Here is a 20216-nt window from a genome sequence, read left to right as displayed (position 1 = left end):
ACGCCGATCTCTACACCGTATCCGCCGTCGATGATCAAATCGGCGATTTACATGACCGCGGGGCAGTTCACTGGCCAGGCGCCCATGCGCGGCTCCTTCCTGCTCGACGCACCGTTGATCACGCCGGAAAACGCGGACCAGTTCTACTTCCCAGATTCCCCGTTCTGACAACCGGGCGGCTCCCGGCACGTCTCGGGGCGTCGCCATTCAATGACCACGACAAGGAGATCCAACATGAGCGGCAAGAAGATACTCATGCTGACGGGTGAATTCACCGAGGAGTATGAGATTTACGTGTTTCAGCAGGGCATGGAGGCTGTCGGCCATACCGTCCATGTCGTCTGCCCCGACAAGAAGGCCGGCGATCGCATCAAGACCTCGCTTCACGATTTCGAGGGCGATCAGACCTATACTGAGAAGCTCGGTCACTATGCAGACATCAACAAGACGTTCGCGGACGTGAAGGTCGAGGAATACGATGCCGTCTACGCTGCCGGCGGGCGCGGTCCCGAATATATCCGCACCGACAAGCGGGTTCAGGACATGGTTCGCCACTTCCACGAGACTGGCAAGCCGATCTTCACGATTTGCCACGGCGTGCAGATCCTCATGGCGGTGCCGGGCGTCCTGAAGGGCAGGAAGGTTGCCGGACTTGGCGCATGCGAACCGGAAGTGACTGCGGTCGGCGGCATCTATGTCGACGTTGGTCCGACGGAAGCCCATGTCGACGGCAACATGGTCTCGGCCAAAGGCTGGACTGGCCTTGCCGCGTTCATGCGCGAGTGCCTGAAAGTGCTGGGCACGAAGATTACCCATAGCTGACATTGTGAACAGGTGGCGCAGAGGCCCTGCCTCGCGCCGCCAGCGTCCTTCGCATTCAAGCAGATATATGCCTCGGCAGGCTCGAGCGTTCGATGTATAGCCTCAAGGCGATCGTGCTCATGAAGACGGTAGTGTTCGCCAACATCACAACGCCCAGCTCTGCCTCCGGAACAAATGTCGCGTCGACCCGAAGCCATTGGTTGCTGCAAACCCAATGGCGTGAGCGTCGCTGTCTTAAACAGGATCAGCTCCGCCATTTCCGGGCCAGAACCGGCGAGTGTCAATGAAATCGGATCGCAGGTCTCGATCTGCGGCGTGCCTTCGCGCTCGCTAGCGGGCCGGTGCGTCCCGTTAAAGGCAACGACGGGCGCTCCGACCTACAGCGCCAGACCAGCGCCACGATTCAAATCCGAATGAACGTTTCCACCCCCCGTTAGGCTGACTAGGTCACAATGCCGAGATGGGTAGGAGCTATCAGCGACAGCGCGGGGCTAAGCAATATCGCCACAAGCCCGGACGCATTCTGGTCCGAACCGTTGGGCCCTTCGTGGCCCTTGCGGCATTTGCCGTCTTCAACGTGACGGGCGGCTCGTTGCAGGCCCTCACCTCCACGTCAGGAGGGGTATCGCTCGACAGCCTGAAGGCCATGGCTCCCGGCTCCGGGTGCAACGTCAAGGGCAATATCAGCCTCAACACCGGCGAGCGCATCTATCACGTGCCCGGCCAGAAGTATTATAATGAAACCCGCATATCCCCCCAACACGGCGAGCGCTGGTTTTGCAGTGAGGCCGAAGCGCGCCGCGCTGGGTGGCGTAGGTCTCGGGTTTAGGGTCGAGTTGTATCCGACAGAGCTATCCTACCCAAAAGGCTGAATAGACATGCGACAATAAGTTCGTACTCTACCGCTGTTGGGACTTGGGAGAGACACATGCAGGTATATGTGGAGCCGCTCAAGAGAGCCGGCGAGAGAAAGCTCATAAGCTGCACGCCGATTGATCAGATAATCGTTGATAGGAGTAGTGGTTGTGTCGTGCTTACCTTCGAAGCGGGAGGCATGTACGACAACAAGTCCAAGTACAAGTGTACGCTGGAGTTGTCCTCCGACTTCGCCGGGACGCTTCAAGCTGCCCTTGCAGAAGGGATTGTTGACTCCAGTCACTGACGGCGCGGGCGTATGGATGAGCTCGCCTTAGGGGTGACGGGGCGTTATGCCGCCAGCCAGATGGCCACGAATGCCCCTATAAGCAATGGAGCCGTGGCAGCGAAGATCGCCAACGCCCTGTAGGCCGCTGGACTTTTGCGCCCCCAAGCCGGCTCATCCTCGTCCGCTACGCCCAAACGGTAAAACTGCGCATCTGATTGCGCCGCCGCCAAGACTTCGGCCACCTCGTCCCCGGCAAGGGTCGCGATATGCTCCTGTGCAAGCCGCTCAATGGCCAGCGCCAACGCAGCTTCATTCCAGCCCGCCGCAACGTGACGGGCAATCAAGGCATCGTATTCGGCCTGCAACGCTTCTTCGCTGCCTTGGAACCCGAAGTGGCCGTCCTTGGGTTTCGGTATCCCGGTCATAGCAGCGGCCCCTGTTCTCCCTCTACAGGGTCCAGCACATCGGGTGTATCGTTCTTGGAGTTGCCCACCTTACGGTCAACCGGCCACATTTTCATGAGGTCGGCGGGATACGGTGCAAGCAGGTCGGCCGGATCGGCTTCATCGCCTAGCCAGCGCTCATAGTCCTTGCGGTGCAGAATGACGGGCATCCGATCATGGATGGTCGCCATGAGGCTGTTGGGCTCACAGGTCAGAAGGCAAAACGACCGAACGTCTTCGCCCGTCTCGGGATCGCGCCAATTCTGCCAAATCGCCGCCAGGCAGAATGGGGAATCGTCGGCCATGGCGATGGCATATGGCTGCTTGTTTTTGCCGGTGCCGTAAATGTCCTGCCACTCGAAATAGCCCGTCACGGGCATGAGGGCGCGGCGGGCCGCGTAGGCGCGTTTGAACACCCCATTCGTTGCGACCGTTTCAGACCGGGCATTGATATGCTTGAAGCCCTCATTCCGGGCCTTGGCGAAATGGGGAATAAGCCCCCAGCGCGCCATCATGAAGACCGGTCCAAGGACGGGGGCCTTCGCCGAATCCCTCGTCACGTCGCGGACGATCAACGGATAGTCGAGACCCGGCGCACCATTGTAACGAGGGAAGCGATTAGCGGCGCGGTCTACATCTTCGTTCCGCGCGGCGAAGGCGAACGAAGCGAGCATGTCGTCAAGATTGGTTTTGATATTGACGCGTCCACACATAGGGTCATCCTGCCTTACGGGATGCGGCCGGTAAAGCCAGCATGGCCGGGTGATCGGCCGCGATATTGCTATTCGGGTTGGTTAGCGCGTGCCCTGTGAGCCCTATGTTGCGGTCAGGCCGTCGCGGGCGAGGCCGGTCATGACGTCGAGGACCTCCTTGATCATGTCGGGATCGAGTGCCGAGATGGGCTCGTGGAAACGCTATTTCGAGACCGTGCAGCTTCTGCTCGATGTCGCGCCGCCGACGCCGAAATTCCGGACGCCGATGTCACCGTCGAGACACTAGATGACGGCAAAACGGTCGTTTCAGCCATGGTCGAGGATGCGAAACTGGATGCAGCAGCAGCAATTCTGGACTCCGGCGCGTCGGCGAGCGTGGAAGACCGTTCTGATTTGCCTGATCAAACCGTAGATGGACGCCCCGATGAAGACGCCCCTGTAGCGATTCCCCTTGTTCCGAACCGCTGACGGATCCGCGTTCAAATTGGCCCGGCGTCAGCGCCTGCGGATCCGCTTATAACCACAGTAACCGTCTAGTCGTGCAGCCCTAGGAGTTCCATACCCGTATTGTCGGCTTGAATATCGTACACTTGTTCTGCTTCAGCCTCTGTCTCAGTCGCGCAAACTCCGCAACGTCCTCTCCTAGAATGCGGACCAAGTTCCCGCCCATTCCGGGGCAGATGCCTTCGTCAGTTCGTTGTGTGAATGTCTTTTCCGAGCATTCCCGTCGCTCGGCACCGACCTTCGTCGTCATGGCGTGTGAAGGTTCTCGTACGCGGGTCATCCGAGCGCAGGCATAGGCCGAAGGGCCAAGCCTGACGATCTTGGGAATGTGATCGCTGGTCATGCCAATGCGCCCACGTGGTCTACATTCATGGCAATCGAATGCGCGAGGAAGAATACCCGATGGTTCATCGATGTCACTCCGCTTACGTTCGGGAACGTCACAACGGAATCGTTCATCCGGCAAGCGCCGGTGAGCTTCACTGGCCGCTAAGAAACCCGCGGTTCACCCAACCTTCCCATCCATGGGCGCGAACCTTTTGCCAGTTGCCCCTCGCGTAGGGCAGGAAGGCGATATCACACTGGTGTCGGGAGAGCTTAGTAAGAATCCGCGACTGAGGTGAAGGCCAAGCGCGAAGGTTCAGCCCATCGCCCGCTGCAACGCCCGTGACGCAGTACATAGACGGCGACACCATGGCGATGTAGCGCCTGTGAATCCAGCCTAGCGAATGACCGTCTTCCACGGGACACCAGTTACCGCGGCATTCGTCGGTTACACGGATACCGCATTCGCCGTAGCGCTTACGAGCAGCTATCGGCGTATTGGCGCTGGGACCTTCACGCATGTTCAACCGATCGTCCGTACGCACGTTGACAACGCAGTGCTCTTCGCCAGGCACCACCTGTGCGGCGGCAACTCCGGGAAGGCCGGATAAGGCCAAGACCGCAAAGGCGAATAGAGAATGCTTGTTCATCGAGATCTCCTGCTTCGGCAACAGACTATAACGAAGTAGCTGAATGCCGGATGTACAAGGAGCAGGCCCGGCCGGCGCACTGGCCAAAGGCGGCTTGGCACGACGACGAAAGCGGTCAAGGCGTTGCCGATTGGACGGCGACTGGCAGGTCAAGCATTTGGTCTGATGCCGATCTACTTCGCCAGTTCCGCAAGGGCCTCGAGCGCTTGATGCATAGCCTCAAGGCGATCGGGCATGAAGATGTTCATGTTCGCCAGCATTACAACGCCCAGCTCCGCTTCCGGAACGAATGTGGCATACGCCCCAAAGCCATTGGTTGAACCGGTCTTGCTGTAGAGAACCGCATGCGAAGAATGCGCATCATATTGCGCCGGCGTGGCAGGATTGCTTTCAAAAGCCATAGTTCGAGAGTTGCCGGCGCGAAGCCGCTCCAATGTGAGCGGGAAGGGAAATTGCTCCCACCCAAGGCCCTGGATCATCTCGCCGACTTCGAAATAGCCCTTATGTGTTGCCGTCACGGCCTCCCGCATGATGGGATCGAGCCGTTCCGGGTGCAGGTTGGCGTCGATAAACGAAATCATGTCGGCCGCACTTGATTTCACACCGTAGGCTTCTTCGTCAAAGGCGCCGGGGTTGACGCGGACTGCACGACCGTCTGCATCGTAACCCCACGCATAGGACGCCATGGAATCCTCAGGCACGCGCACGAAGGTGTGGGTTAAAGCCAGCCGCCTAAAGATCTGCGTCTCAAGAAGGTCGGCGAAGTCACCACCTAACGCCTCGGCTGTCAGGTGCCCGAATAATCCAATACTGGGGTTTGAATAGCGCCGAACGGTGCCCGGTTCGGCTTCTGGTTTCCAAGCAGCGATATACGAGATTGCGTCTCTGTCGTTGTCGACGCCTTGAGGGAACTGCAACGGGAGACCACCGGCAGTGTAGGTGGCAAGGTTCAAAAGGGTCGCTTGGTCCACGGCCGATCCTGCGAGTTCGGCCACGTACAACGACGGTTTGTCCTCAAGCGAAAGCTTTCCCATGGCCAAGGCGTAGCCGCCAAGCGTCGCGGTGAAGGTCTTACTGACCGAGCCGATCTCGAAGATGGTGTGTTCTGTCACTGGTTCCCGTGTCTCCAGCGATGCCACGCCGTAGTTGAAGAAGTGGTGCTTCCCCCCGATGGTGACGGCCACCGCAAGGCCGGGCACCTGGTGTTTGCGCATCAGGGAGCCAAATGCCTCGTCCACGATGGCGGCGACCTGTTGCCGATCGGCAGAATTGGCGAGGGCGGGATTTGCCGCCAGACAAATGGCGAAGAGCAGAAATGCATTTTTGCGCATACGCATTATGACCTTACTTAGATTCTCGCTGATAGGGACTATTTCTATTCCAGCACCGACAGGCAGCTCGAACACTGGGTTCGGCGCTGCGTCTGCTAGCGATGGCTGATCATTCGGACGACGGCTTCGCCGATTTCTTTCACCGCCTGGTTTCTCGCAGCCCAGTCCGCGGGTGTGTCTGAAACGTAGATGGCGACGAGGTGTGGCTCGTCATCTGGTGGCGTCACCATGGCGACAAGGTTTCGGGTGTGCTGCTGCCCGCCGCCGGATTTGTCGGCTACGTGCCAATTGTCAGGCGTACTCGCTCGAAGCAGAGCGCCGGTGACACCGCCTCGGCTCATCCAGTCCAGCAACAAGGCTCGGTGCTTGGATGACAACGCATCACCTAACAGCATGGACTCCCAGGTCGTGAGAATAGCAGCCGGTGTCGTCGTGTCTCGCGGGTCGCCCGGAACAAAGAGGTTGAGATCTGGCTCGATCCTGTCGAGGCGGGTGACTGCGTCTCCAACGCTGCGCGCAAAGGCGGTCACTTCCCGTGTTCCGCCCAGACGCGCAATCAGGATATTGGCGGCGGTATTGTCGCTGATGTCCAGTGTGGCAAGGCACAGATCACTGACTGACATCGTCTCGCCAGCGGCCTTCTCAGTGACTGGTGAATAGGCGACCAGTTCGTCACGTCTAATCTCCAGCTGCTCATCCAGGCTCATCTGGTCCCGCTCCACGCGGTCGAGGACAGCGCCGCACAGGACGGATTTGAAGGTACTGGCCATGAGAAAGCGCTCGTCCTGCCGATGGCCCCACTCCCATTCGCTTGCAGTGTCTCGCACCAGCACACCAATCCGCGCATCGAGCTTCTTTTCGATCTCCCGGACTGTTTTGAAGAGTTGCGCTTCTGCGGGTTGTGCGGTGGCGTTTCCGTGGAGGCTCAGCCCGACAATAACAGCGGTCATCAGGGAGCCAATTCTGCTTGCCGATAGGATCATTTGCTTGCTCCGACTTGGGGGCAGGGCGCACCTGCACCGGTGGCGGTTGGGGGGCGATCAGCGGGTCGTCCTGTAGCCGCTCATCAATTCATGTCATGGGCTTGAATTAACCCTTGGCAAATTCCGGTGTAAGACGACAAATAGTTGAGTTGTGTATGAGCTGAGGTACTGCCATGGATCGACCTGACTTACCCCTCAATGCCCTTCGCACTTTCGAGGTCGCCGTGCGGCAGGGAAGCTTCACCCGCGCCGCTATCGAACTGCGGGTGACGCAAGCTGCGGTGAGCCACCAGATTGCCCGCCTTGAGGAGCTGCTCGGTGCGAAGCTCTTGTTGCGTACGCCCAGCGGCCTGGTGCCGACCGACGAGGGCGTGGCGCTCTATCCTGTTCTGGAGCACGGGCTGGACGCGATTTCGCGCGTCCTGGACCGGGTCACGGGCCAGCAGCGGATCGAAGTTCTGAAGGTGGGTGTGGTGACCACCTTTGCGCTGGGATGGCTGATCCCACGCCTTCCGCAATTTGAGAAAGCACATCCAGAGATCGACTTGCGCATTTCAACCAACAATAACCGCGTGGAGATCACGCGTGAGGGGTTGGACATGGCAATTCGTTTCGGCGAGGGGAATTGGGCCAAGGTGGATGCGTGGCCTTTGATTGATGCGCCGATGTCGGTGCTTTGTGCTCCCGAAATTGCAGCAGGACTTCGCCACCCCGGTGATCTCGCACATCACACTTTGCTCAGGAGCTATCGAGGCGATGAGTGGCCTCGTTGGTTCGCTGAAATCGGTGTGCCTTGCCCACCTGTTACAGGGCCGGTCCTGGATTCATCCTTAGCGATTGCAGAGCTTGCATCTCAAGCATTAGGCATCGCGTTGCTACCGCTTCCAATGTTCGCTGCCCAGATCGAGGCCGGCAAACTGGCGCAACCGTTCGGCTCAACCGTGTTCGCGGGACGCTACTATCTGACATGTCCCTCCGACCGGGTGCAGAATTCAGCGATGATCGCATTCTCGAACTGGATCCAGTCTGAGAGTACGGCTTGTCCTGACACTCGCAGTTAGGGGCCTGGGAGTGTCTCTTTTCTTCACAGCGCCCGCGACTGCACCGACCGAAACATAAGCGCTCACCATTCTATGTGCCGACCTTTGCCGGCTGGCTACTTTGGGCGTTAGCGCGGGTGCCATGGGGGGCTGCTTATCAGGAGGTTCTCGGCGATGTTTCAAACAGGCCCATATCAGAACTTGCCGACCATATTCAGGAACACGCCGCGATCGTCGAGCGTAAGGTCGCGCAGATCGTCGGAGAAGCTACAAAAATTGTAGCCGTCCATGGAGAGTGCTGTACCAGAACGAGCGGTTGCCACGGACTGGCTCGTAGGAATCACGCCAGGCATCCAGCAAGGCGTCCGGGGCTATTAGGCGAACGCCTTCGTCGTCGACCGTCGCCCACTCCCTGTCGAGCAGCGCCGATCGCACATTGCTTACATGGCCGAGGCTGACATCCGATGCTGCGGCGAGATCCGCGACCTTCTATGCCTGTGCCGGATCGCGTTGCAATTGATTTCATCGGATTGGGCCATTTCACCAATTAGTGGAACCTACGCCGCAAATGAAATCATTGATGCCGAAAAGAGCCGTTGTTGCCGAAGCTCGTTGACGAGATCTAGGGCAGCTTTCGACATTTTGCCCGCAAAAGCCGTCGGGCAGGCCACCCCGGTCCGGTCGTTGGCGTCAGCCCAGCAGGCTGACGTTCTGAAACGTATCCCGCCGGCGCTTTCGGGGCCGTCTGCTGCCTGTCCGGTTCTGGCTGGAAAACTGAGAAAGCCGAGGTTCAGCCAAAGACCTTAATAGAGACAGGACCACCTTCAAATTTCGCTGAAAGCGGGCGCAGTCCGCGGGAATCATCTCGGGCGAGGCGTTGCCGTGTGCCTTGCCGTTGACTTGGAACAGGCTCCGAAAGAGGCCCCGCGGGGGTGTAGACAAGCCGCATCTGGACTCGCGGGAAGGGCATAGCCCGCTAGCTTTGAGATTTTGAGACCTCTCCAGCCTTCTCTCGTTCTTGCTGGCCTCGCCATTCATTGCTCTGGCTCGAACTCTCTTCTCTGCCTCTACCGCGACAGCGCGGACTGAACGTCGGTCAGCGCAAAATCTTCGCCAACGTAGAGAAGGGGAGCGGAATGCCGTTTTGCGAGGGCATAGGCGAAGCAATCACCAAAGTTCAGGCCGCCGCGCGTGCCGAATCCCTTGCCGTAATCTAGGCGCGCCTTCATGGCGGCACGGGCAAGGTTATCGTCTACCGGCGCAACCGATATGCGGAAGTCGGACAGGAACGCGTCGAGATCGGTAATAGCCTCGTGCCGGTCCTTGTCCCTGATCCTGCCGGCCATGACAGTACCGGCCTCAACGTAGTTCACCGCTGATATGAGACGCGCGGCATCCATCTGAAGAGCGGCCATGCAATCAAACGCTTCCATCTCCTCGAATAGAATCGCAATGATCGCGGACGCATCCACGATCATCATCGTGAGAAGCCAAGCTCTTCGGGGGTGTCGCCAACAGCTTCATCCCATTCCTGCTTGGTGACCGGGCGGCGATCGTAGCGGCCGGCACGCTCGCGCACGAAGGCTTTCATGCGCGCAACGTAGTCTGCCTGAGCTTCCCGTTCGGCGCGCAACCGTTCCAGGCGCTCGCGCATGGCCTGGGTGATGGCGTCTGTCATGGTTTCGCCAGTCAGACGGGACAATTCTCGCGCCAGCCGATCCGCTTCCTCTGTCTTGATGCTCAAGGCCATGGCAACCACCTTTCTAGATGCACAATCTAGATAACATTCCTGTGTCTATCTTTCAACCTACAGGTCCGAACATCCTCGCTGCTATGGATCGTCGCCGTCGCCGAAATAATGCCAGCCGATCGGCGCGCGCAGGCAGCATAGTACGCGAGAGCTGATGGGCCTTGGCACGAAATCCCGCAGCCCCAGGGGCGGCAGGTCCACGGTCGTCAGAGGGTGTTCGCCAAAGACTGGCCAGCGCGAGGCCGGCCCGACAGGGCCAGGAAGATCTGCGCCGCCTCGGCCCGCAACCCGATACTTCGTTTTACGAGCAGTGCTTTAGCGGGGCTAGAACCCCAACGCTGTCACATAAATCGAATTAAGGGCACGGCCGCGCGATTACCGATCTACGGAAGGGTGCGTGTGGCGATGAGACAGCGTTGAACCGCGGGGGTAGAAGCAGCAATTACTTTCCAGCGGCGATCTGGGTCCGGCGCACACTCGGCTGCAGACTTGTGACAGGCCGAAACCGTCCGCTGGCTTACAAGCCGAGTTTAGGCACCAGCGCGGTCATTGTGGTATCGATGCCGGGTGTCGGTGCGTGGGTCGGCCAGATAATCTCGCTTGTATCGTCGTCGACGCGGATGATCGGGTCGATGCCCATCGATCAAATGTGTCTAGCGCGCCACTCCCTGCGGATGCCGCACGCAGCGCTCCATGCTTGCGCCAGGTAGGATTTTATCCTACTCTTTGAGAGTGATGAAAGAACGACGCATGGATGCCGCCGAAAAGCTCAGTATCACGCTGCCGCCAGAAATGGTGCGAACCATCAAGAAGAGAGTGCAAGCCGGAGCCTATGGTTCGACCAGCGAGGTGATCCGCGAGGCCGTTCGGGTTTGGCAACGCCAAGAAGAGGAACATGCCGAGCGCTTGGCGTCCATTCGGGCCCGGGTTCAGCGATCCCTGGCCGACGAGCGGCCCGACGTGTCGATGGCTGATGCATATGACAGATTGGCCGCTCTGCACGACAGCACTGTAAAGTCTCGCTAGATTATGAGCCCCTTGCCGGTCGTCTGGCGCGAAGAAGCGCTCAGCGATCTTTCCGACATCTACCAGTTCATCGCAGAGCAATCTGGACATCCCCAGCAGGCTTGGCGGTTTATCCAGCGCATCCAAGCCCGCTGCGAGCGGATCGGTGATGTCCCGAACGGTGGGCGCCCCCGTGACGATCTAGTGACCGGCTTGAGGACGGTGCCCTTCGAGCGCGTGGCCGTTATAGCTTACGTCGTTGAATCCGACACCGTCAGGGTCACGAACGTCTTCTATGGTGGTCGCGATTATGAAGCCTTGTACCGGGATCATGACGGGGAGGAATAGGGTCAATCGACTACGTGGCGTGCCTAAGCGTTTGAGGAGCGCCGCTTATAGTAAGTATCCCATGCTAGTGCAGTTCAAAAAAAGGCCGCCCCCGGAGCTCGTTCTCACACGCTCGAACCGGCAACCGAAGTGAGCACGGCGCAGTAGTGACACGTAGCGCCTGCGAGCACGAAGCCGTGCCAGATGGCGTTCTGAAATCTGAGGCTATGCCAAAGGTGAAAAATGACGCCGGTCGAATAGACCGCACCGCCGAGAATGAGCAACCATATGATCGTCGGGGAAAAGCTGCTCAGCAGGATGTCGAACATGAAAACGCCGCTCCATCCCAGGCCGAGGTAAAGAAGGAGGGCGATCCGATCAAAGCGACCAGGGAACGCAATCTTCAAAAGCATGCCAAGGGCCGCCACGCTCCACATCCATACGAGCAAGCATGCGCCTCGAGTTCCCAGTTGCAGAGCGAAAGGTGTGTAGGTGCCTGCGATCAGAAGATAGATCGCCGCATGATCGAATTTGCGCATTTGCCATTTGCGCGGTCCGATAGGCCACATGTTGTAGATCGCTGACATAGAAAGCGTCGTTACCAGCGTCACAGCATAAACTGAGGCGGCGATGGCGCTACTGACGTTGGTGATCCAGAAGGCGGCGGAGACCATCGCGACCGCACCACCCAAGCCGAGGATCACTCCGACAACATGGATCGTGCCATCTGCGACGAGCTCTGCACGATCATAATTCCAGGGAAAGTTGTTCATCGGTCTCGTTGAGTTGGAAGCCGACGCGATGACATGAGAATGTGGCGGTTGAAAGCCTTGTGTCGATGCCGCCACCAGCAATCAGGCTGCCTAGCTACGAGTGCTCCTGCTCACGGTCTTCCAAAGCCCGACCATGAACACCACTGCCCCGATCACGAAGGTCGACACGAAATACCGAAGTGCCTCCCAATCGTCCCATGCAAGGGAAAAGCCGGTGCATCCGGTCGGGTTCATCCCGCACGCAAATGCGTTGAGGAACCACCAGGCGGCGAAAGTGGCGCCAACCACGAGCGCGCCGATAATCATGAGATACGCAGGTTTCAAAGAGATTGCCACGGTCACTTTGAAGAGACCGGATTAGGGGTACTGTGGATACACAGATAGTCAAGTTTCTAAAGTGAACCATGGCGCGTTCGAGTGGCCAGCAGCACAGGGCCCACTCGATAAAGGCTACGCGCCGGTTAATGCGTGGACCAACACCGCGCCGCTTTCGTAATAGACAGCGCGCACGGCCGTCAATCGCTCCCGATGGTTGTCGACGGGTGCCACCGGCAGGCCGTTCTCGCATCCGTCCAGCAGTGAAGCGGCTACGCGCGTGCCGAATACGGTTCCGGGGCCAATGCCGCGTCCGGAATAACCGAAGCAAGCGTAGGCCGAAGGGCCAAGCCTGACGATCTTGGGAATGTGATCGCTGGTCATGGCAATGCGCCCGTGCCAGGAATACTCGAAGGTAAGCCCTGCCAATTGCGGATACACCTGCCGCAGCTTGCGCCGGGCCCAGCCGGCATGGACCGCAGCGCCCCGCCCTCCGGCATCGCCGATGCCGCCCAGGATCATCCGCCCCTCCCTGTCTGTCCGGAAAGACGACATCACCAGCGCGGTATCCCAGCAACCTTCCCCGCCGGAAAGAATCTCAGCACGCAGGGGCTTCGGCATGGGAGCGGTCGCGAACTGGCAATAGTTGACGGCAACGAATTGCGGCCGAACGGCGATGTCGATGCCGTTGAAGTAGGCATTTGTGGCCAGAAGCAATGATCCCGCCCTGACCGTGTGACCGTTGGCCATGACCTGCCAGTGATCGCCGACGCGTTCGACACGACTGACTGCGGTTTGCTCATGCAAGCGGGCGCCGGCGCGGATCGCGGCGCATACAAGGCCGCGCGCATAGGACAGCGGCTGAATGGTGCCGGCGCGCGGATCGAAAAGTGAGCCGTAGAATGCACGGCTGCCAGTGCGTCGCGCGGTTTCGGCCGCGTCCAATAGTTGGACAGGCGCTCCCAGTTCCACGCCCTGGCGATGCCGCTCTTCCAGATTGCGCAAGCCCGCGGCCGAATGCGCCAGATGCAGCGTGCCGTTCGGTGTCGCTTCGCAGCCTATATTCTCGCGCTCGATCAGCGACCAGACCAGCCTTGGTGCATCGGCCAGCAGACCGATTAGCTTCTGGCCCGCCTCCTTGCCCATCTGCGCCACCACGTCGTTCGGGGGCAACCACAGGCCGGCGTTGACGAGCCCGACATTTCGGCCCGAGCCACCATGGCCGACCGACTCCGCCTCGAGCACGATGACCGAAGCGCCGCGCCGCGCCGCCTCAAGGGCTGCCGCGTTCCCGGTGAACCCACCACCTATGATGACGAGGTCGGCATCCGCATCCGCCCTCAGCGGCGGCGCTTCGACGTGCACCGCGCTGCTGGCACGCCACAGATTGCCGTCTGCTCTGCTCGTCACGATGGTCGCCCTTCAAAAGAACAGATTGGGAAGGAAGGTCACCAGCGCCGGAACGTAGGTGAGGAGCAACAACACGCCGATTGCAGCGGCGAGAAAGGGCAGGAATGCCCGTGTGAAATCTTCCACAGAACAGCGGGTGATCGAGCAGACGGTAAACATCACCGTTCCGACCGGTGGCGTCAGCGAGCCGATGGCGGTGTTGAACACCAGCACCACGCCCAGATGCACCGGGTCGACGCCCAGGCCTTGCGCTACCTGCACCAGCAGCGGTCCGAGAATGACAATGATGGCCAGCCCCTCGAACACCGTGCCGAGGATCAGGAGGGCGATGTTGATGATAAGCAGCACCACGTATTTGTTCTCGGAGACCGAAAGTAGCGCTGTGATGAGCTGTTGCGGGACCTGTTCAAGGCTGAGGATCAGCGAGAACACCGAGGCAGAAGCGATGATGAACAGCACGCCGGCCGTGGTGACGGCCGATTCGGAAAACAGCGACAGCGTCTCGCGGAAGGTCAGCCCGCGATATACCAGCACGCCGACGAAAAAAGCGTAGACGGCTGCGACAGCCCCCAGTTCCGTCGGCGTGAACCAGCCGCTGCGCAAGCCGAACAGCAGCATCACCGGCATCGCCAATGCCCACAGCGCAGCGCGCGCGTTCTTCATCATCTCGCGCGGTCGCGCACGGGTCTCGCGTGCGGGAGCAAGGTCCATGCGCCTTGCCGTCCAGCGCACGGTCAACATCAGCGCGATGGCGATCAAGAAGGCCGGCACGACGCCGCCGACGAAAAGGCGGCCGATCGAGGTGTTGGTCAAGAGCCCATAGACGATCAATGCGATGCTCGGCGGCATGATCGGAGCGATGATGGAGGAGGCCGCACTCACCACCGATCCGTATGCGTTCGAATAGCCGCGCGCGCGCATCACCGGCACGATCGTGCGCGCATCGATGGCCGCATCCGCATTTGCCGATCCTGACATTGCGCCCATGAATACGGAATTCAGCACGGCGATCTGCGCCAGCCCGCCGCGCCAGTGGCCCACCAGCGTCTCGCAGAAGGCGTATAGCCGGTCTGCGATGCCGCCGCGCGCCATGGCCGCACCGGCCACAATGAACAGCGGGATAGCCAGCAGCGGAAAGGATTCGAGACCCGAAGACATGCGCTGTGCGACCAGGCTCGTCATCATCGGATTGATGGCGAAATAGGCCATCGACGCGCCAAGCATCACGAAGCCGACGGGCAGCCCGAGAACGAGCAGAGTGACGAAAACGATGGCGACGACGGTCACGGGCGCTGCTTCCGGAGACGATCGGTGATCTGCATCACGCGGCCGACAATGACGAGGCCCATTCCCGCAGCCAGGATGGCGGCCATGATCCATTTCGGCCAGCCGAGGGTCAGAAACGTCGTGAACCGCGCAGTGGATATCTGGGCCAACGCCGCGCGGATCACCTGTGCCGCGATCAGCAAGACCAGAAGATCGGCGACAAGCCTCGCATAAGCTGCAGCGCGCTCAGGCAGCCTGTCGACGAAAAGGGAAATGCCGAACAGCTGGCCCTGCATGGCCGCTCCGGACAGGCCGAGCCATACGGTCGTCGCCAGCAGGATCACTGCCATCTCCTGTGCCCACATTATCGACATTGCGAAAAAGTTGCGCGCGACAACATCGGCCATGACCACCGCCACCAACGCCGCAAGCAGCAGCGCGGGCAAGGTCATGCCCAGAAACTCCATCAACGCGCGCAAGGCTTTCATCGCTTCAACCGCCTCCTTCGGTCGCAGGGAAAACCGGGCGGATCCTCACAATCCGCCCGGCCATTGCCATCAGTTGCCGGCGGCCGCGGCCCGGACCTGATCATAGAGCCCGTCCGGCCAGTCCGGGAAGCTCGTGTAAAAGCTCGCGGTCGCCTTGCGGTAGGCGTCGAGGTCCGCTTCGTGGAAGGTCACGCCCGAAGCCTCGAACTCCTTGCGGATCTCGGCTTCCATATTGGCGGAAATCTCGGTCAGGTCCTGGCCGCCCTTGCGGAACTCTTCCAGCAGGATGGCGCGGTCCTCCTCGCCGATCTGCTGGAAAGCGACCTCGCTCATCACCCAGCCGGTGAACAGGTTGAAGTGACCCGTCATCGTGATCTCCTTGGCGACTTCCGGCCAGCCGGAAGCGCGCAGGCCGGTCAGCGGGCTTTCTGCCGCCGTGACGACCCCCTGCGACAGCGCCGAGTAGACTTCGGCCGCCTCGACGGTGGTCGCGATCACACCCAGCGGCTCGAATGTCTTCAGCCAGGTCTCTACCGGCGGCACACGCATGCGTACACCTTGCAGGTCCTCAGGCGAAGGATAACCTGCATTGCCGATCATGTGGCGCGGGCCGTCGAACCAGTTTAGGGCGACGACGCGGATGCCGGCCGTTTCGGCAAGCGTGTCATAATAGCCTTGCATCAGGTCGGAAAAGGCCAGGTTCTCCGCCTCGTCGGTGTTGGAAACAATGAACGGCCCCTCCACGATCGACAGTTCCGGTACGCCGAAACTGGACAGGAACGACGCCGAGGTAAAGGTCATGACCGGCAGACCCTGGCTGGCCTGCTCGATGGAATCGGTAGTGGTGCCGAGCTGGCCTGACGGGAAGCCCTCGAACTTCACGCGACCCTCGGTGCGTTCAGTCACACGTTCGGCGGTCGCCATCACACCTTTCCAGGATTCGCTCGTGGGCGCATTCACGGTGGCGATGCGGATTGTCAGCTCCTGCGCGAAGGCCGCATCTGACAGGCCTGTCAGCATTGTCGTCGCAATTGCGGCGGCGGCAAGCAGCCGCAGGGATTTGGTGAATTGGTTCATTGCGAGTCCTCCTGTTCGGGTTGATCCCATAGTGGCCCCGGCTCGTTGTTGCCGGCGCTTCCAGAATGAAAAGGGAGCGGGTTTATGAGAACGTTTTCGTTGCCCTTTTCTCATACGTTGCGGCAGCCGGCTCGACCTCGGGGCCGGGCACGGCTCTGGTCCTGGCGTATATCTCCTCAATGGTGAGAGCGGACGACAGGTCCACCATCATCGGCGCTGCGTAGCCGAAGGCGCCTGGTGACAGGCACGTCTGTGCCGCTGCCTCAGCCGCCGCGCGCAAGATCGCCTCCGGCGCTTCGTTGCGCAGCAAACCGACGAGCGTGCAGGCAATGAACGTGTCGCCGGCGCCGAGCGTGTCGACCGGCTGTACCGGGACGGCCGGCGCCTCGTAGATGCCGTCCGGTCCAGCCAGGAGCGCACCGTCGCCACCGCGGGTGATGACGGCCCACCGCGCACCGTAGTGCAGCGCGGTGGCTGCAAGCGTTCGCGCTTCTCCGCGGGTCATGCCCCCGCCTGAAAATCCCGCCAGGAAGCAGTGCGGCGCTACGGCAGCGATACGATCCACATCGCGGATCGTGGCAAAATCATATGATACGCGGGTCAACGACGCAAAATGCGCCAGCCACGCATCGACATGGCTGGAACGGCCGGTATGGACGGCGTCCACCGTCTTCATCCAGGCAAGATCCGCGGGCGAGGGCGCGATGATCGAGACGCCCAGATTTGCCCCAACGAAGACGCGTTCACCGCCTTGCGTCGCGATGACGCAAAAGGCGGTCTGCCCTGGCAGAAGCCGGAGCAACGAGGTTTCCACACCTTCGGCCAGGAACGCGTCGCGGATGGCGTGACCGGCGGGATCGTCCGAAACGGCGCCCGCATAGGCGGTTTCGGCACCGAAGCGCCGAGCAAACACGGCGTGGTTCACGCAGTTGCCGCCCGGGAACATGCGGTTCTGGTCGCGATAGCAGTCCACGACATTATCGCCGAAGGCGAGGATTCTTGGAGCGGTCCGTGACACGTGGCTCTCATTTCTACGACAATGTGAGAACGTTCGCAGATAAGCGGCAGGCTTGTCAACGGCTGCTTGACACCCGAGCGATAAAATTAATATGTCTTATGTCATCATATTCAAAAAGGTGATAGAAAATGCCTCTTCCCAACCGCTTCCATCCGGCAGTCTCGGCTGCGCTTTCGGCCATCGACGCCGCCGCGCTCCGCCATGTCTTCTTCGTGGCTTGCGGCGGATCGCTGTCGATCATGCATCCGGCAAAATTCATGCTCGACCAGCACGGTTCATTGCCCTCGGACGTCTACAATGCTGCCGAATTCGTCGCCCGTGCGCCGAAACGCCTTGGGCCGGGCACGCTGGTCGTGCTGTGCTCGATGACCGGGACGACGAAGGAGACGACTGCTGCCGCGACGTTCGCGCGGGAGAAGGGGGCGGTCACGATCGGCCTCACGGTGGAGCCCGGTTCGCCACTCGGCACCGCGGTGGACCATCCCGTCAAGTTCGAGGCGCCCTATACGACCGGCGTACCGATCGACGCCCGCGACAGCAACTATTCGATCATCTACCAGATCGTCATGGGCCTCGTGGCCGCGACCGGCGGCGAGGACCTGACCGAACCACTGATAGACAGTCTGTATAACCTGCAGGCCGCCATCGACCGCGCTCAGGAAGCCTATGCTCCTCTGTGGGACCGCTATGCGGAGCACTTCGCGAAGCAGGACGTCGTCTACACAATGGCGTCGGGCGCGAGCTATGGCGCGGCCTATTCCTTAGCCATCTGCGTTTTGATGGAGATGCAATGGATCAACAGCCAGGCGATCCACTCCAACGAATTCTTCCACGGACCGTTTGAAGTCCTCGATGAAACGCGCTGCTTTGTCCTGATGAAAGGCCTCGGTTCGACCCGCGCGCTCGACGAGCGTGCCGAAACCTTCCTGCACCGCTTTGGAAAGGCCGAGAACGTGCTCGTACTGGATGCGGCTAAGCTCGACCTTGCAGGCATCGACCCACGCTTTCAGGGCAATGTCGTGCCGCTCATCTTCTTCGACACGCTGTGGCGCTTCATCTATAAGGTGGCCGGTTTCCGCCAGCAGGTCATGCTGGAGGGCCGCCGCTACATGAAGAAGCTCACCGACTACTGAGGCGATAATGGTGCAAGACGGCCTTCTGCCGCTCTACGAACAGGTCCGGCGAAAGATCCTGTCCGAGATCGAGGCCGGTCGTCTTGCCGAGGGAAGCTTCCTGCCGCCAGAACTCGAGTTGTGCGCCACCTACGGCGTCAGTCGCATCACGTTGCGCCGTGCGGTAGGCGAACTGTGCGCTGAAGGCCTGCTCCTGCGCCAGCAGGGCAGGGGCACCCTGGTCGCGCCGCGCAAGTTGCAACAAACCATTTCGCTGTCGGGCTTCTCCGATGTGATGGAAGGGCAGGGACACAAGGCCGGCCACCGCATCATCGAGCGCGAAGATGATGCGGACGCACCGGCCATCGCCGCCCGGCTCGTCGCATCGCGGCTGGTCCGCTTTGTGCGGCTGCTCGAGATGAACGACAGACCGATGACACTGGAAGGGCTCCACTTCGACGCCGTGCGCTTCGCTCAAGCGCTCGATCCTGTAGCGGCGGGCAAGAGCTTCTTCGCCACCTTGCGCAGCGCCTACGGCATCGAGCCTGCAGGGGCCGAACGCCTCATCGACGTAGGCTTTGCGCGAAGCTCGGAAGCGGACCTGCTGGGCGTGTCCACGACCGAGCCGGTCTACCGGATCGAAAAGCTGGTGCTTGATGGCGACGGCCGTCCCCTTGCCCTGTCGCAAACCGTAACCCCGTGCCGTCTCGTCACGCTGTCCGTGAAGAACTGAGCCACGCCGAAGCACCTGGAGAAAATGCCCATGAAAGTCTTCGATGCCGCCGCGGTGCATGCCGCCTTGCCCTGGTCCTATCTGATCACGGCTCTGTCGCAGGCCCATCGCAGCGCGATGCCCGTCTCCGACGTGATGGTGCAGGACGATCCTGCCGGCAGCGGCAACCAGTTCATCACGCTGCCGGGCTGGGTGCCGGGCGGCCCCGTGGCGGTCAAGATGGTCGGCGTCTTCCCCGGTAATGAAAGGCTGTCGCCGCCCCAACCAAACGTGCAGGGGCTGGTCGCCATGTTCGACGGATCGACGGGGGCACCGCTCCTGGTGGCCGATGGGGCTGCGATGACGGCGCGCAAGACAGCCGGCGATTCCGCGCTCGGCGCATCGCTGCTTGCCCGCAAGGACGCCGAGGTTCTGCTGGTGGTCGGCGCGGGCGCGCTCGCGCCGCACTTTGCGGCCGCGCATATGGCAGCGCGCCCGTCGCTGAAGCGCGTCCTGATCTGGAACCGCACCACGTCCAAGGCCGAAGCGGTCGCAGCGGGCCTGCAGTCAGATGGCGTGGATGCGCAGGCGGTGATCGACATCGACGCGGCAGTTGAACAGGCCGACATCATTACCTGCGTGACCATGTCCGATCGCACGCTGGTCAAGGGCGCGCTCCTGAAGCCCGGCACACATCTGGACCTCGTCGGCGCCTATATGACGAGCCTGCGGGAGACCGACGAGGCCGCGCTGGCGCGCGGCCGCATCTTCGTCGATACCCGGCGCGGCATGGAAAACACCGGTGATCTGGGATCCGCGCTTGCTTCCGGGATTTTTCGTGCAGACGCAATCGCCGGCGACCATTTCGACCTCGCGCAGGGCAAGGTGGAGGGGCGGCAGTCGCCCGACGAGATCACAATCTTCAAGAATGTCGGTGGCGCCCATCTCGACGTCTTCACGGCGATCGCCCTGAATGAAGCGGCGTGACGCGAAAAATGGCACCCCCCAG

At 60.7% G+C, this 20216-nt stretch carries 25 protein-coding genes and 2 pseudogenes; 11 read left to right on the top strand and 16 right to left on the bottom strand.

From position 1 onward, the window contains the following. From V1479_RS24520 to V1479_RS24505, 4 genes and pseudogenes are all read left to right on the top strand, one after another. Window positions 1-168 (top strand): annotated as a pseudogene (locus V1479_RS24520) (ABC transporter substrate-binding protein); the annotation flags it as partial. A 66-nt stretch (window positions 169-234) separates the two neighbouring features. After that, the gene (locus tag V1479_RS24515) at window positions 235-822 is read left to right on the top strand and encodes a DJ-1/PfpI family protein (RefSeq protein ID WP_368805155.1); all 588 of its coding nucleotides are present in this window, start codon (window positions 235-237) and stop codon (window positions 820-822) included. Window positions 823-1282: 460 nt separating this feature from the next. Beyond that, window positions 1283-1651 carry a sunset domain-containing protein gene (locus V1479_RS26185; RefSeq protein WP_438620879.1) on the top strand — a complete coding sequence of 123 codons (369 nt, stop codon included), beginning with the start codon at window positions 1283-1285 and terminating at the stop codon, window positions 1649-1651. A 99-nt stretch (window positions 1652-1750) separates the two neighbouring features. Beyond that, complete coding sequence (locus V1479_RS24505; RefSeq protein ID WP_368805154.1) at window positions 1751-1984, top strand: hypothetical protein; 234 nt, start codon at window positions 1751-1753, stop codon at window positions 1982-1984. Window positions 1985-2028: 44 nt separating this feature from the next. Here V1479_RS24505 and V1479_RS24500 read toward each other — a convergent pair whose 3' ends face one another. The 3 genes and pseudogenes from V1479_RS24500 to V1479_RS24490 form a co-directional block, all read right to left on the bottom strand. Continuing rightward, the gene (locus tag V1479_RS24500; protein WP_368805153.1) at window positions 2029-2391 is read right to left on the bottom strand and encodes a hypothetical protein; all 363 of its coding nucleotides are present in this window, start codon (window positions 2389-2391) and stop codon (window positions 2029-2031) included. Further along, window positions 2388-3122 carry an SOS response-associated peptidase gene (locus V1479_RS24495; protein ID WP_368805152.1) on the bottom strand — a complete coding sequence of 245 codons (735 nt, stop codon included), beginning with the start codon at window positions 3120-3122 and terminating at the stop codon, window positions 2388-2390. The genes V1479_RS24500 and V1479_RS24495 overlap by 4 nt, the downstream gene beginning before the upstream one ends. 111 nt (window positions 3123-3233) lie before the next feature. Then, window positions 3234-3320 (bottom strand): annotated as a pseudogene (locus tag V1479_RS24490) (amino acid ABC transporter ATP-binding protein); the annotation flags it as partial. Between V1479_RS24490 and V1479_RS24485 the strand changes: the two are divergent. Then, the gene (locus V1479_RS24485; protein WP_368805151.1) at window positions 3315-3590 is read left to right on the top strand and encodes a hypothetical protein; all 276 of its coding nucleotides are present in this window, start codon (window positions 3315-3317) and stop codon (window positions 3588-3590) included. The pseudogene V1479_RS24490 and the gene V1479_RS24485 overlap by 6 nt on opposite strands. Before the next feature lie 515 nt (window positions 3591-4105). Here the strand turns inward: V1479_RS24485 and V1479_RS24480 are convergent. The 3 genes from V1479_RS24480 to bla form a co-directional block, all read right to left on the bottom strand. Next, window positions 4106-4600 carry an SH3 domain-containing protein gene (locus tag V1479_RS24480; protein ID WP_368805150.1) on the bottom strand — a complete coding sequence of 165 codons (495 nt, stop codon included), beginning with the start codon at window positions 4598-4600 and terminating at the stop codon, window positions 4106-4108. Between the two features lie 173 nt (window positions 4601-4773). Beyond that, window positions 4774-5931: a class C beta-lactamase gene (gene ampC / locus V1479_RS24475; RefSeq protein ID WP_368805149.1), complete on the bottom strand. Its 1158-nt coding sequence runs from the start codon at window positions 5929-5931 to the stop codon at window positions 4774-4776. A gap of 95 nt (window positions 5932-6026) precedes the next feature. Beyond that, window positions 6027-6914: a class A beta-lactamase gene (gene bla / locus V1479_RS24470; RefSeq protein WP_368805148.1), complete on the bottom strand. Its 888-nt coding sequence runs from the start codon at window positions 6912-6914 to the stop codon at window positions 6027-6029. A 173-nt stretch (window positions 6915-7087) separates the two neighbouring features. Between bla and V1479_RS24465 the strand changes: the two genes are divergently transcribed. Further along, on the top strand, window positions 7088-7975 hold the full coding sequence (locus V1479_RS24465; protein WP_368805147.1) for a LysR family transcriptional regulator: 888 nt from the start codon (window positions 7088-7090) through the stop codon (window positions 7973-7975). A gap of 173 nt (window positions 7976-8148) precedes the next feature. On the opposite strand, the gene V1479_RS24460 is transcribed toward V1479_RS24465, so the two are convergent. From V1479_RS24460 to V1479_RS24450, 3 genes are all read right to left on the bottom strand, one after another. After that, the gene (locus V1479_RS24460) at window positions 8149-8277 is read right to left on the bottom strand and encodes a hypothetical protein (protein WP_368805146.1); all 129 of its coding nucleotides are present in this window, start codon (window positions 8275-8277) and stop codon (window positions 8149-8151) included. A 744-nt stretch (window positions 8278-9021) separates the two neighbouring features. After that, window positions 9022-9432: a type II toxin-antitoxin system VapC family toxin gene (locus V1479_RS24455; RefSeq protein ID WP_368805157.1), complete on the bottom strand. Its 411-nt coding sequence runs from the start codon at window positions 9430-9432 to the stop codon at window positions 9022-9024. Next, on the bottom strand, window positions 9432-9704 hold the full coding sequence (locus tag V1479_RS24450; protein WP_368805145.1) for a type II toxin-antitoxin system VapB family antitoxin: 273 nt from the start codon (window positions 9702-9704) through the stop codon (window positions 9432-9434). The genes V1479_RS24455 and V1479_RS24450 overlap by 1 nt, the downstream gene beginning before the upstream one ends. Before the next feature lie 750 nt (window positions 9705-10454). Here V1479_RS24450 and V1479_RS24445 point away from each other — a divergent pair. Together V1479_RS24445 and V1479_RS24440 are read left to right on the top strand one after the other, a co-directional pair. Then, window positions 10455-10730, top strand: coding sequence for a type II toxin-antitoxin system ParD family antitoxin (locus V1479_RS24445; RefSeq protein WP_368805144.1), 276 nt, complete (start codon window positions 10455-10457; stop codon window positions 10728-10730). Between the two features lie 3 nt (window positions 10731-10733). Continuing rightward, window positions 10734-11057 carry a type II toxin-antitoxin system RelE/ParE family toxin gene (locus V1479_RS24440; RefSeq protein WP_368805143.1) on the top strand — a complete coding sequence of 108 codons (324 nt, stop codon included), beginning with the start codon at window positions 10734-10736 and terminating at the stop codon, window positions 11055-11057. A 104-nt stretch (window positions 11058-11161) separates the two neighbouring features. On the opposite strand, the gene trhA is transcribed toward V1479_RS24440, so the two are convergent. The 7 genes from trhA to V1479_RS24405 all read right to left on the bottom strand — a co-directional run bounded on the left by trhA (window position 11162) and on the right by V1479_RS24405 (window position 17383). Next, window positions 11162-11809 carry a PAQR family membrane homeostasis protein TrhA gene (gene trhA / locus V1479_RS24435; RefSeq protein ID WP_368805142.1) on the bottom strand — a complete coding sequence of 216 codons (648 nt, stop codon included), beginning with the start codon at window positions 11807-11809 and terminating at the stop codon, window positions 11162-11164. 90 nt (window positions 11810-11899) lie between these two features. Then, window positions 11900-12151, bottom strand: a complete 252-nt coding sequence (locus V1479_RS24430; protein WP_368805141.1) for a hypothetical protein — start codon at window positions 12149-12151, stop codon at window positions 11900-11902. Window positions 12152-12259: 108 nt separating this feature from the next. After that, window positions 12260-13534 carry an NAD(P)/FAD-dependent oxidoreductase gene (locus tag V1479_RS24425; RefSeq protein ID WP_368805140.1) on the bottom strand — a complete coding sequence of 425 codons (1275 nt, stop codon included), beginning with the start codon at window positions 13532-13534 and terminating at the stop codon, window positions 12260-12262. 12 nt (window positions 13535-13546) lie between these two features. Beyond that, entirely contained in the window at window positions 13547-14821 is a 1275-nt protein-coding gene (locus tag V1479_RS24420; protein ID WP_368805139.1) for a TRAP transporter large permease, read from the bottom strand. Continuing rightward, entirely contained in the window at window positions 14818-15288 is a 471-nt protein-coding gene (locus V1479_RS24415; RefSeq protein ID WP_368805138.1) for a TRAP transporter small permease, read from the bottom strand. The genes V1479_RS24420 and V1479_RS24415 overlap by 4 nt, the downstream gene beginning before the upstream one ends. Window positions 15289-15357: 69 nt before the next feature. Further along, window positions 15358-16365: a TRAP transporter substrate-binding protein DctP gene (dctP, locus tag V1479_RS24410; RefSeq protein ID WP_368805137.1), complete on the bottom strand. Its 1008-nt coding sequence runs from the start codon at window positions 16363-16365 to the stop codon at window positions 15358-15360. 82 nt (window positions 16366-16447) lie between these two features. Continuing rightward, the gene (locus V1479_RS24405; RefSeq protein WP_368805136.1) at window positions 16448-17383 is read right to left on the bottom strand and encodes a PfkB family carbohydrate kinase; all 936 of its coding nucleotides are present in this window, start codon (window positions 17381-17383) and stop codon (window positions 16448-16450) included. 128 nt (window positions 17384-17511) lie between these two features. Between V1479_RS24405 and V1479_RS24400 the strand changes: the two genes are divergently transcribed. From V1479_RS24400 to V1479_RS24390, 3 genes are read left to right on the top strand one after another with little or no spacing between them, the layout of a single operon-like run. Beyond that, window positions 17512-18516 (top strand): SIS domain-containing protein, encoded by a 1005-nt coding sequence (locus tag V1479_RS24400; protein WP_368805135.1) that lies wholly within the window; start codon window positions 17512-17514, stop codon window positions 18514-18516. A 10-nt stretch (window positions 18517-18526) separates the two neighbouring features. Further along, complete coding sequence (locus tag V1479_RS24395) at window positions 18527-19228, top strand: GntR family transcriptional regulator (RefSeq protein ID WP_368805134.1); 702 nt, start codon at window positions 18527-18529, stop codon at window positions 19226-19228. A 30-nt stretch (window positions 19229-19258) separates the two neighbouring features. Further along, window positions 19259-20194 (top strand): ornithine cyclodeaminase, encoded by a 936-nt coding sequence (locus V1479_RS24390; RefSeq protein ID WP_368805133.1) that lies wholly within the window; start codon window positions 19259-19261, stop codon window positions 20192-20194. The last annotated feature ends 22 nt before the right edge of the window (window positions 20195-20216 follow it).

The organism is Neoaquamicrobium sediminum (assembly GCF_040970315.1).
GTDB classification, from domain to species: Bacteria; Pseudomonadota; Alphaproteobacteria; order Rhizobiales; family Rhizobiaceae; genus Aerobium; species Aerobium sediminum.
Note: the sequence above shows the minus strand (reverse complement) of the source record. Positions and strands in the feature narration are given on the sequence as shown.

What these genes read in the sequence shown, in the direction of transcription:
- V1479_RS24450 (WP_368805145.1), bottom strand. Translation starts at nt 9,704, where the DNA reads ATGGCCTTGAGCATCAAGACAGAGGAAGCGGATCGGCTGGCGCGAGAA.
- V1479_RS24415 (WP_368805138.1), bottom strand. Translation starts at nt 15,288, where the DNA reads ATGAAAGCCTTGCGCGCGTTGATGGAGTTTCTGGGCATGACCTTGCCC.
- dctP (WP_368805137.1), bottom strand. Translation starts at nt 16,365, where the DNA reads ATGAACCAATTCACCAAATCCCTGCGGCTGCTTGCCGCCGCCGCAATT.
- V1479_RS24445 (WP_368805144.1), top strand. Translation starts at nt 10,455, where the DNA reads ATGGATGCCGCCGAAAAGCTCAGTATCACGCTGCCGCCAGAAATGGTG.
- V1479_RS24480 (WP_368805150.1), bottom strand. Translation starts at nt 4,600, where the DNA reads ATGAACAAGCATTCTCTATTCGCCTTTGCGGTCTTGGCCTTATCCGGC.
- ampC (WP_368805149.1), bottom strand. Translation starts at nt 5,931, where the DNA reads ATGCGCAAAAATGCATTTCTGCTCTTCGCCATTTGTCTGGCGGCAAAT.
- bla (WP_368805148.1), bottom strand. Translation starts at nt 6,914, where the DNA reads ATGATCCTATCGGCAAGCAGAATTGGCTCCCTGATGACCGCTGTTATT.
- trhA (WP_368805142.1), bottom strand. Translation starts at nt 11,809, where the DNA reads ATGAACAACTTTCCCTGGAATTATGATCGTGCAGAGCTCGTCGCAGAT.
- V1479_RS24390 (WP_368805133.1), top strand. Translation starts at nt 19,259, where the DNA reads ATGAAAGTCTTCGATGCCGCCGCGGTGCATGCCGCCTTGCCCTGGTCC.
- V1479_RS24505 (WP_368805154.1), top strand. Translation starts at nt 1,751, where the DNA reads ATGCAGGTATATGTGGAGCCGCTCAAGAGAGCCGGCGAGAGAAAGCTC.
- V1479_RS24515 (WP_368805155.1), top strand. Translation starts at nt 235, where the DNA reads ATGAGCGGCAAGAAGATACTCATGCTGACGGGTGAATTCACCGAGGAG.
- V1479_RS24455 (WP_368805157.1), bottom strand. Translation starts at nt 9,432, where the DNA reads ATGATCGTGGATGCGTCCGCGATCATTGCGATTCTATTCGAGGAGATG.
- V1479_RS24440 (WP_368805143.1), top strand. Translation starts at nt 10,734, where the DNA reads ATGAGCCCCTTGCCGGTCGTCTGGCGCGAAGAAGCGCTCAGCGATCTT.
- V1479_RS24500 (WP_368805153.1), bottom strand. Translation starts at nt 2,391, where the DNA reads ATGACCGGGATACCGAAACCCAAGGACGGCCACTTCGGGTTCCAAGGC.
- V1479_RS24400 (WP_368805135.1), top strand. Translation starts at nt 17,512, where the DNA reads ATGCCTCTTCCCAACCGCTTCCATCCGGCAGTCTCGGCTGCGCTTTCG.
- V1479_RS24495 (WP_368805152.1), bottom strand. Translation starts at nt 3,122, where the DNA reads ATGTGTGGACGCGTCAATATCAAAACCAATCTTGACGACATGCTCGCT.
- V1479_RS24465 (WP_368805147.1), top strand. Translation starts at nt 7,088, where the DNA reads ATGGATCGACCTGACTTACCCCTCAATGCCCTTCGCACTTTCGAGGTC.
- V1479_RS26185 (WP_438620879.1), top strand. Translation starts at nt 1,283, where the DNA reads ATGGGTAGGAGCTATCAGCGACAGCGCGGGGCTAAGCAATATCGCCAC.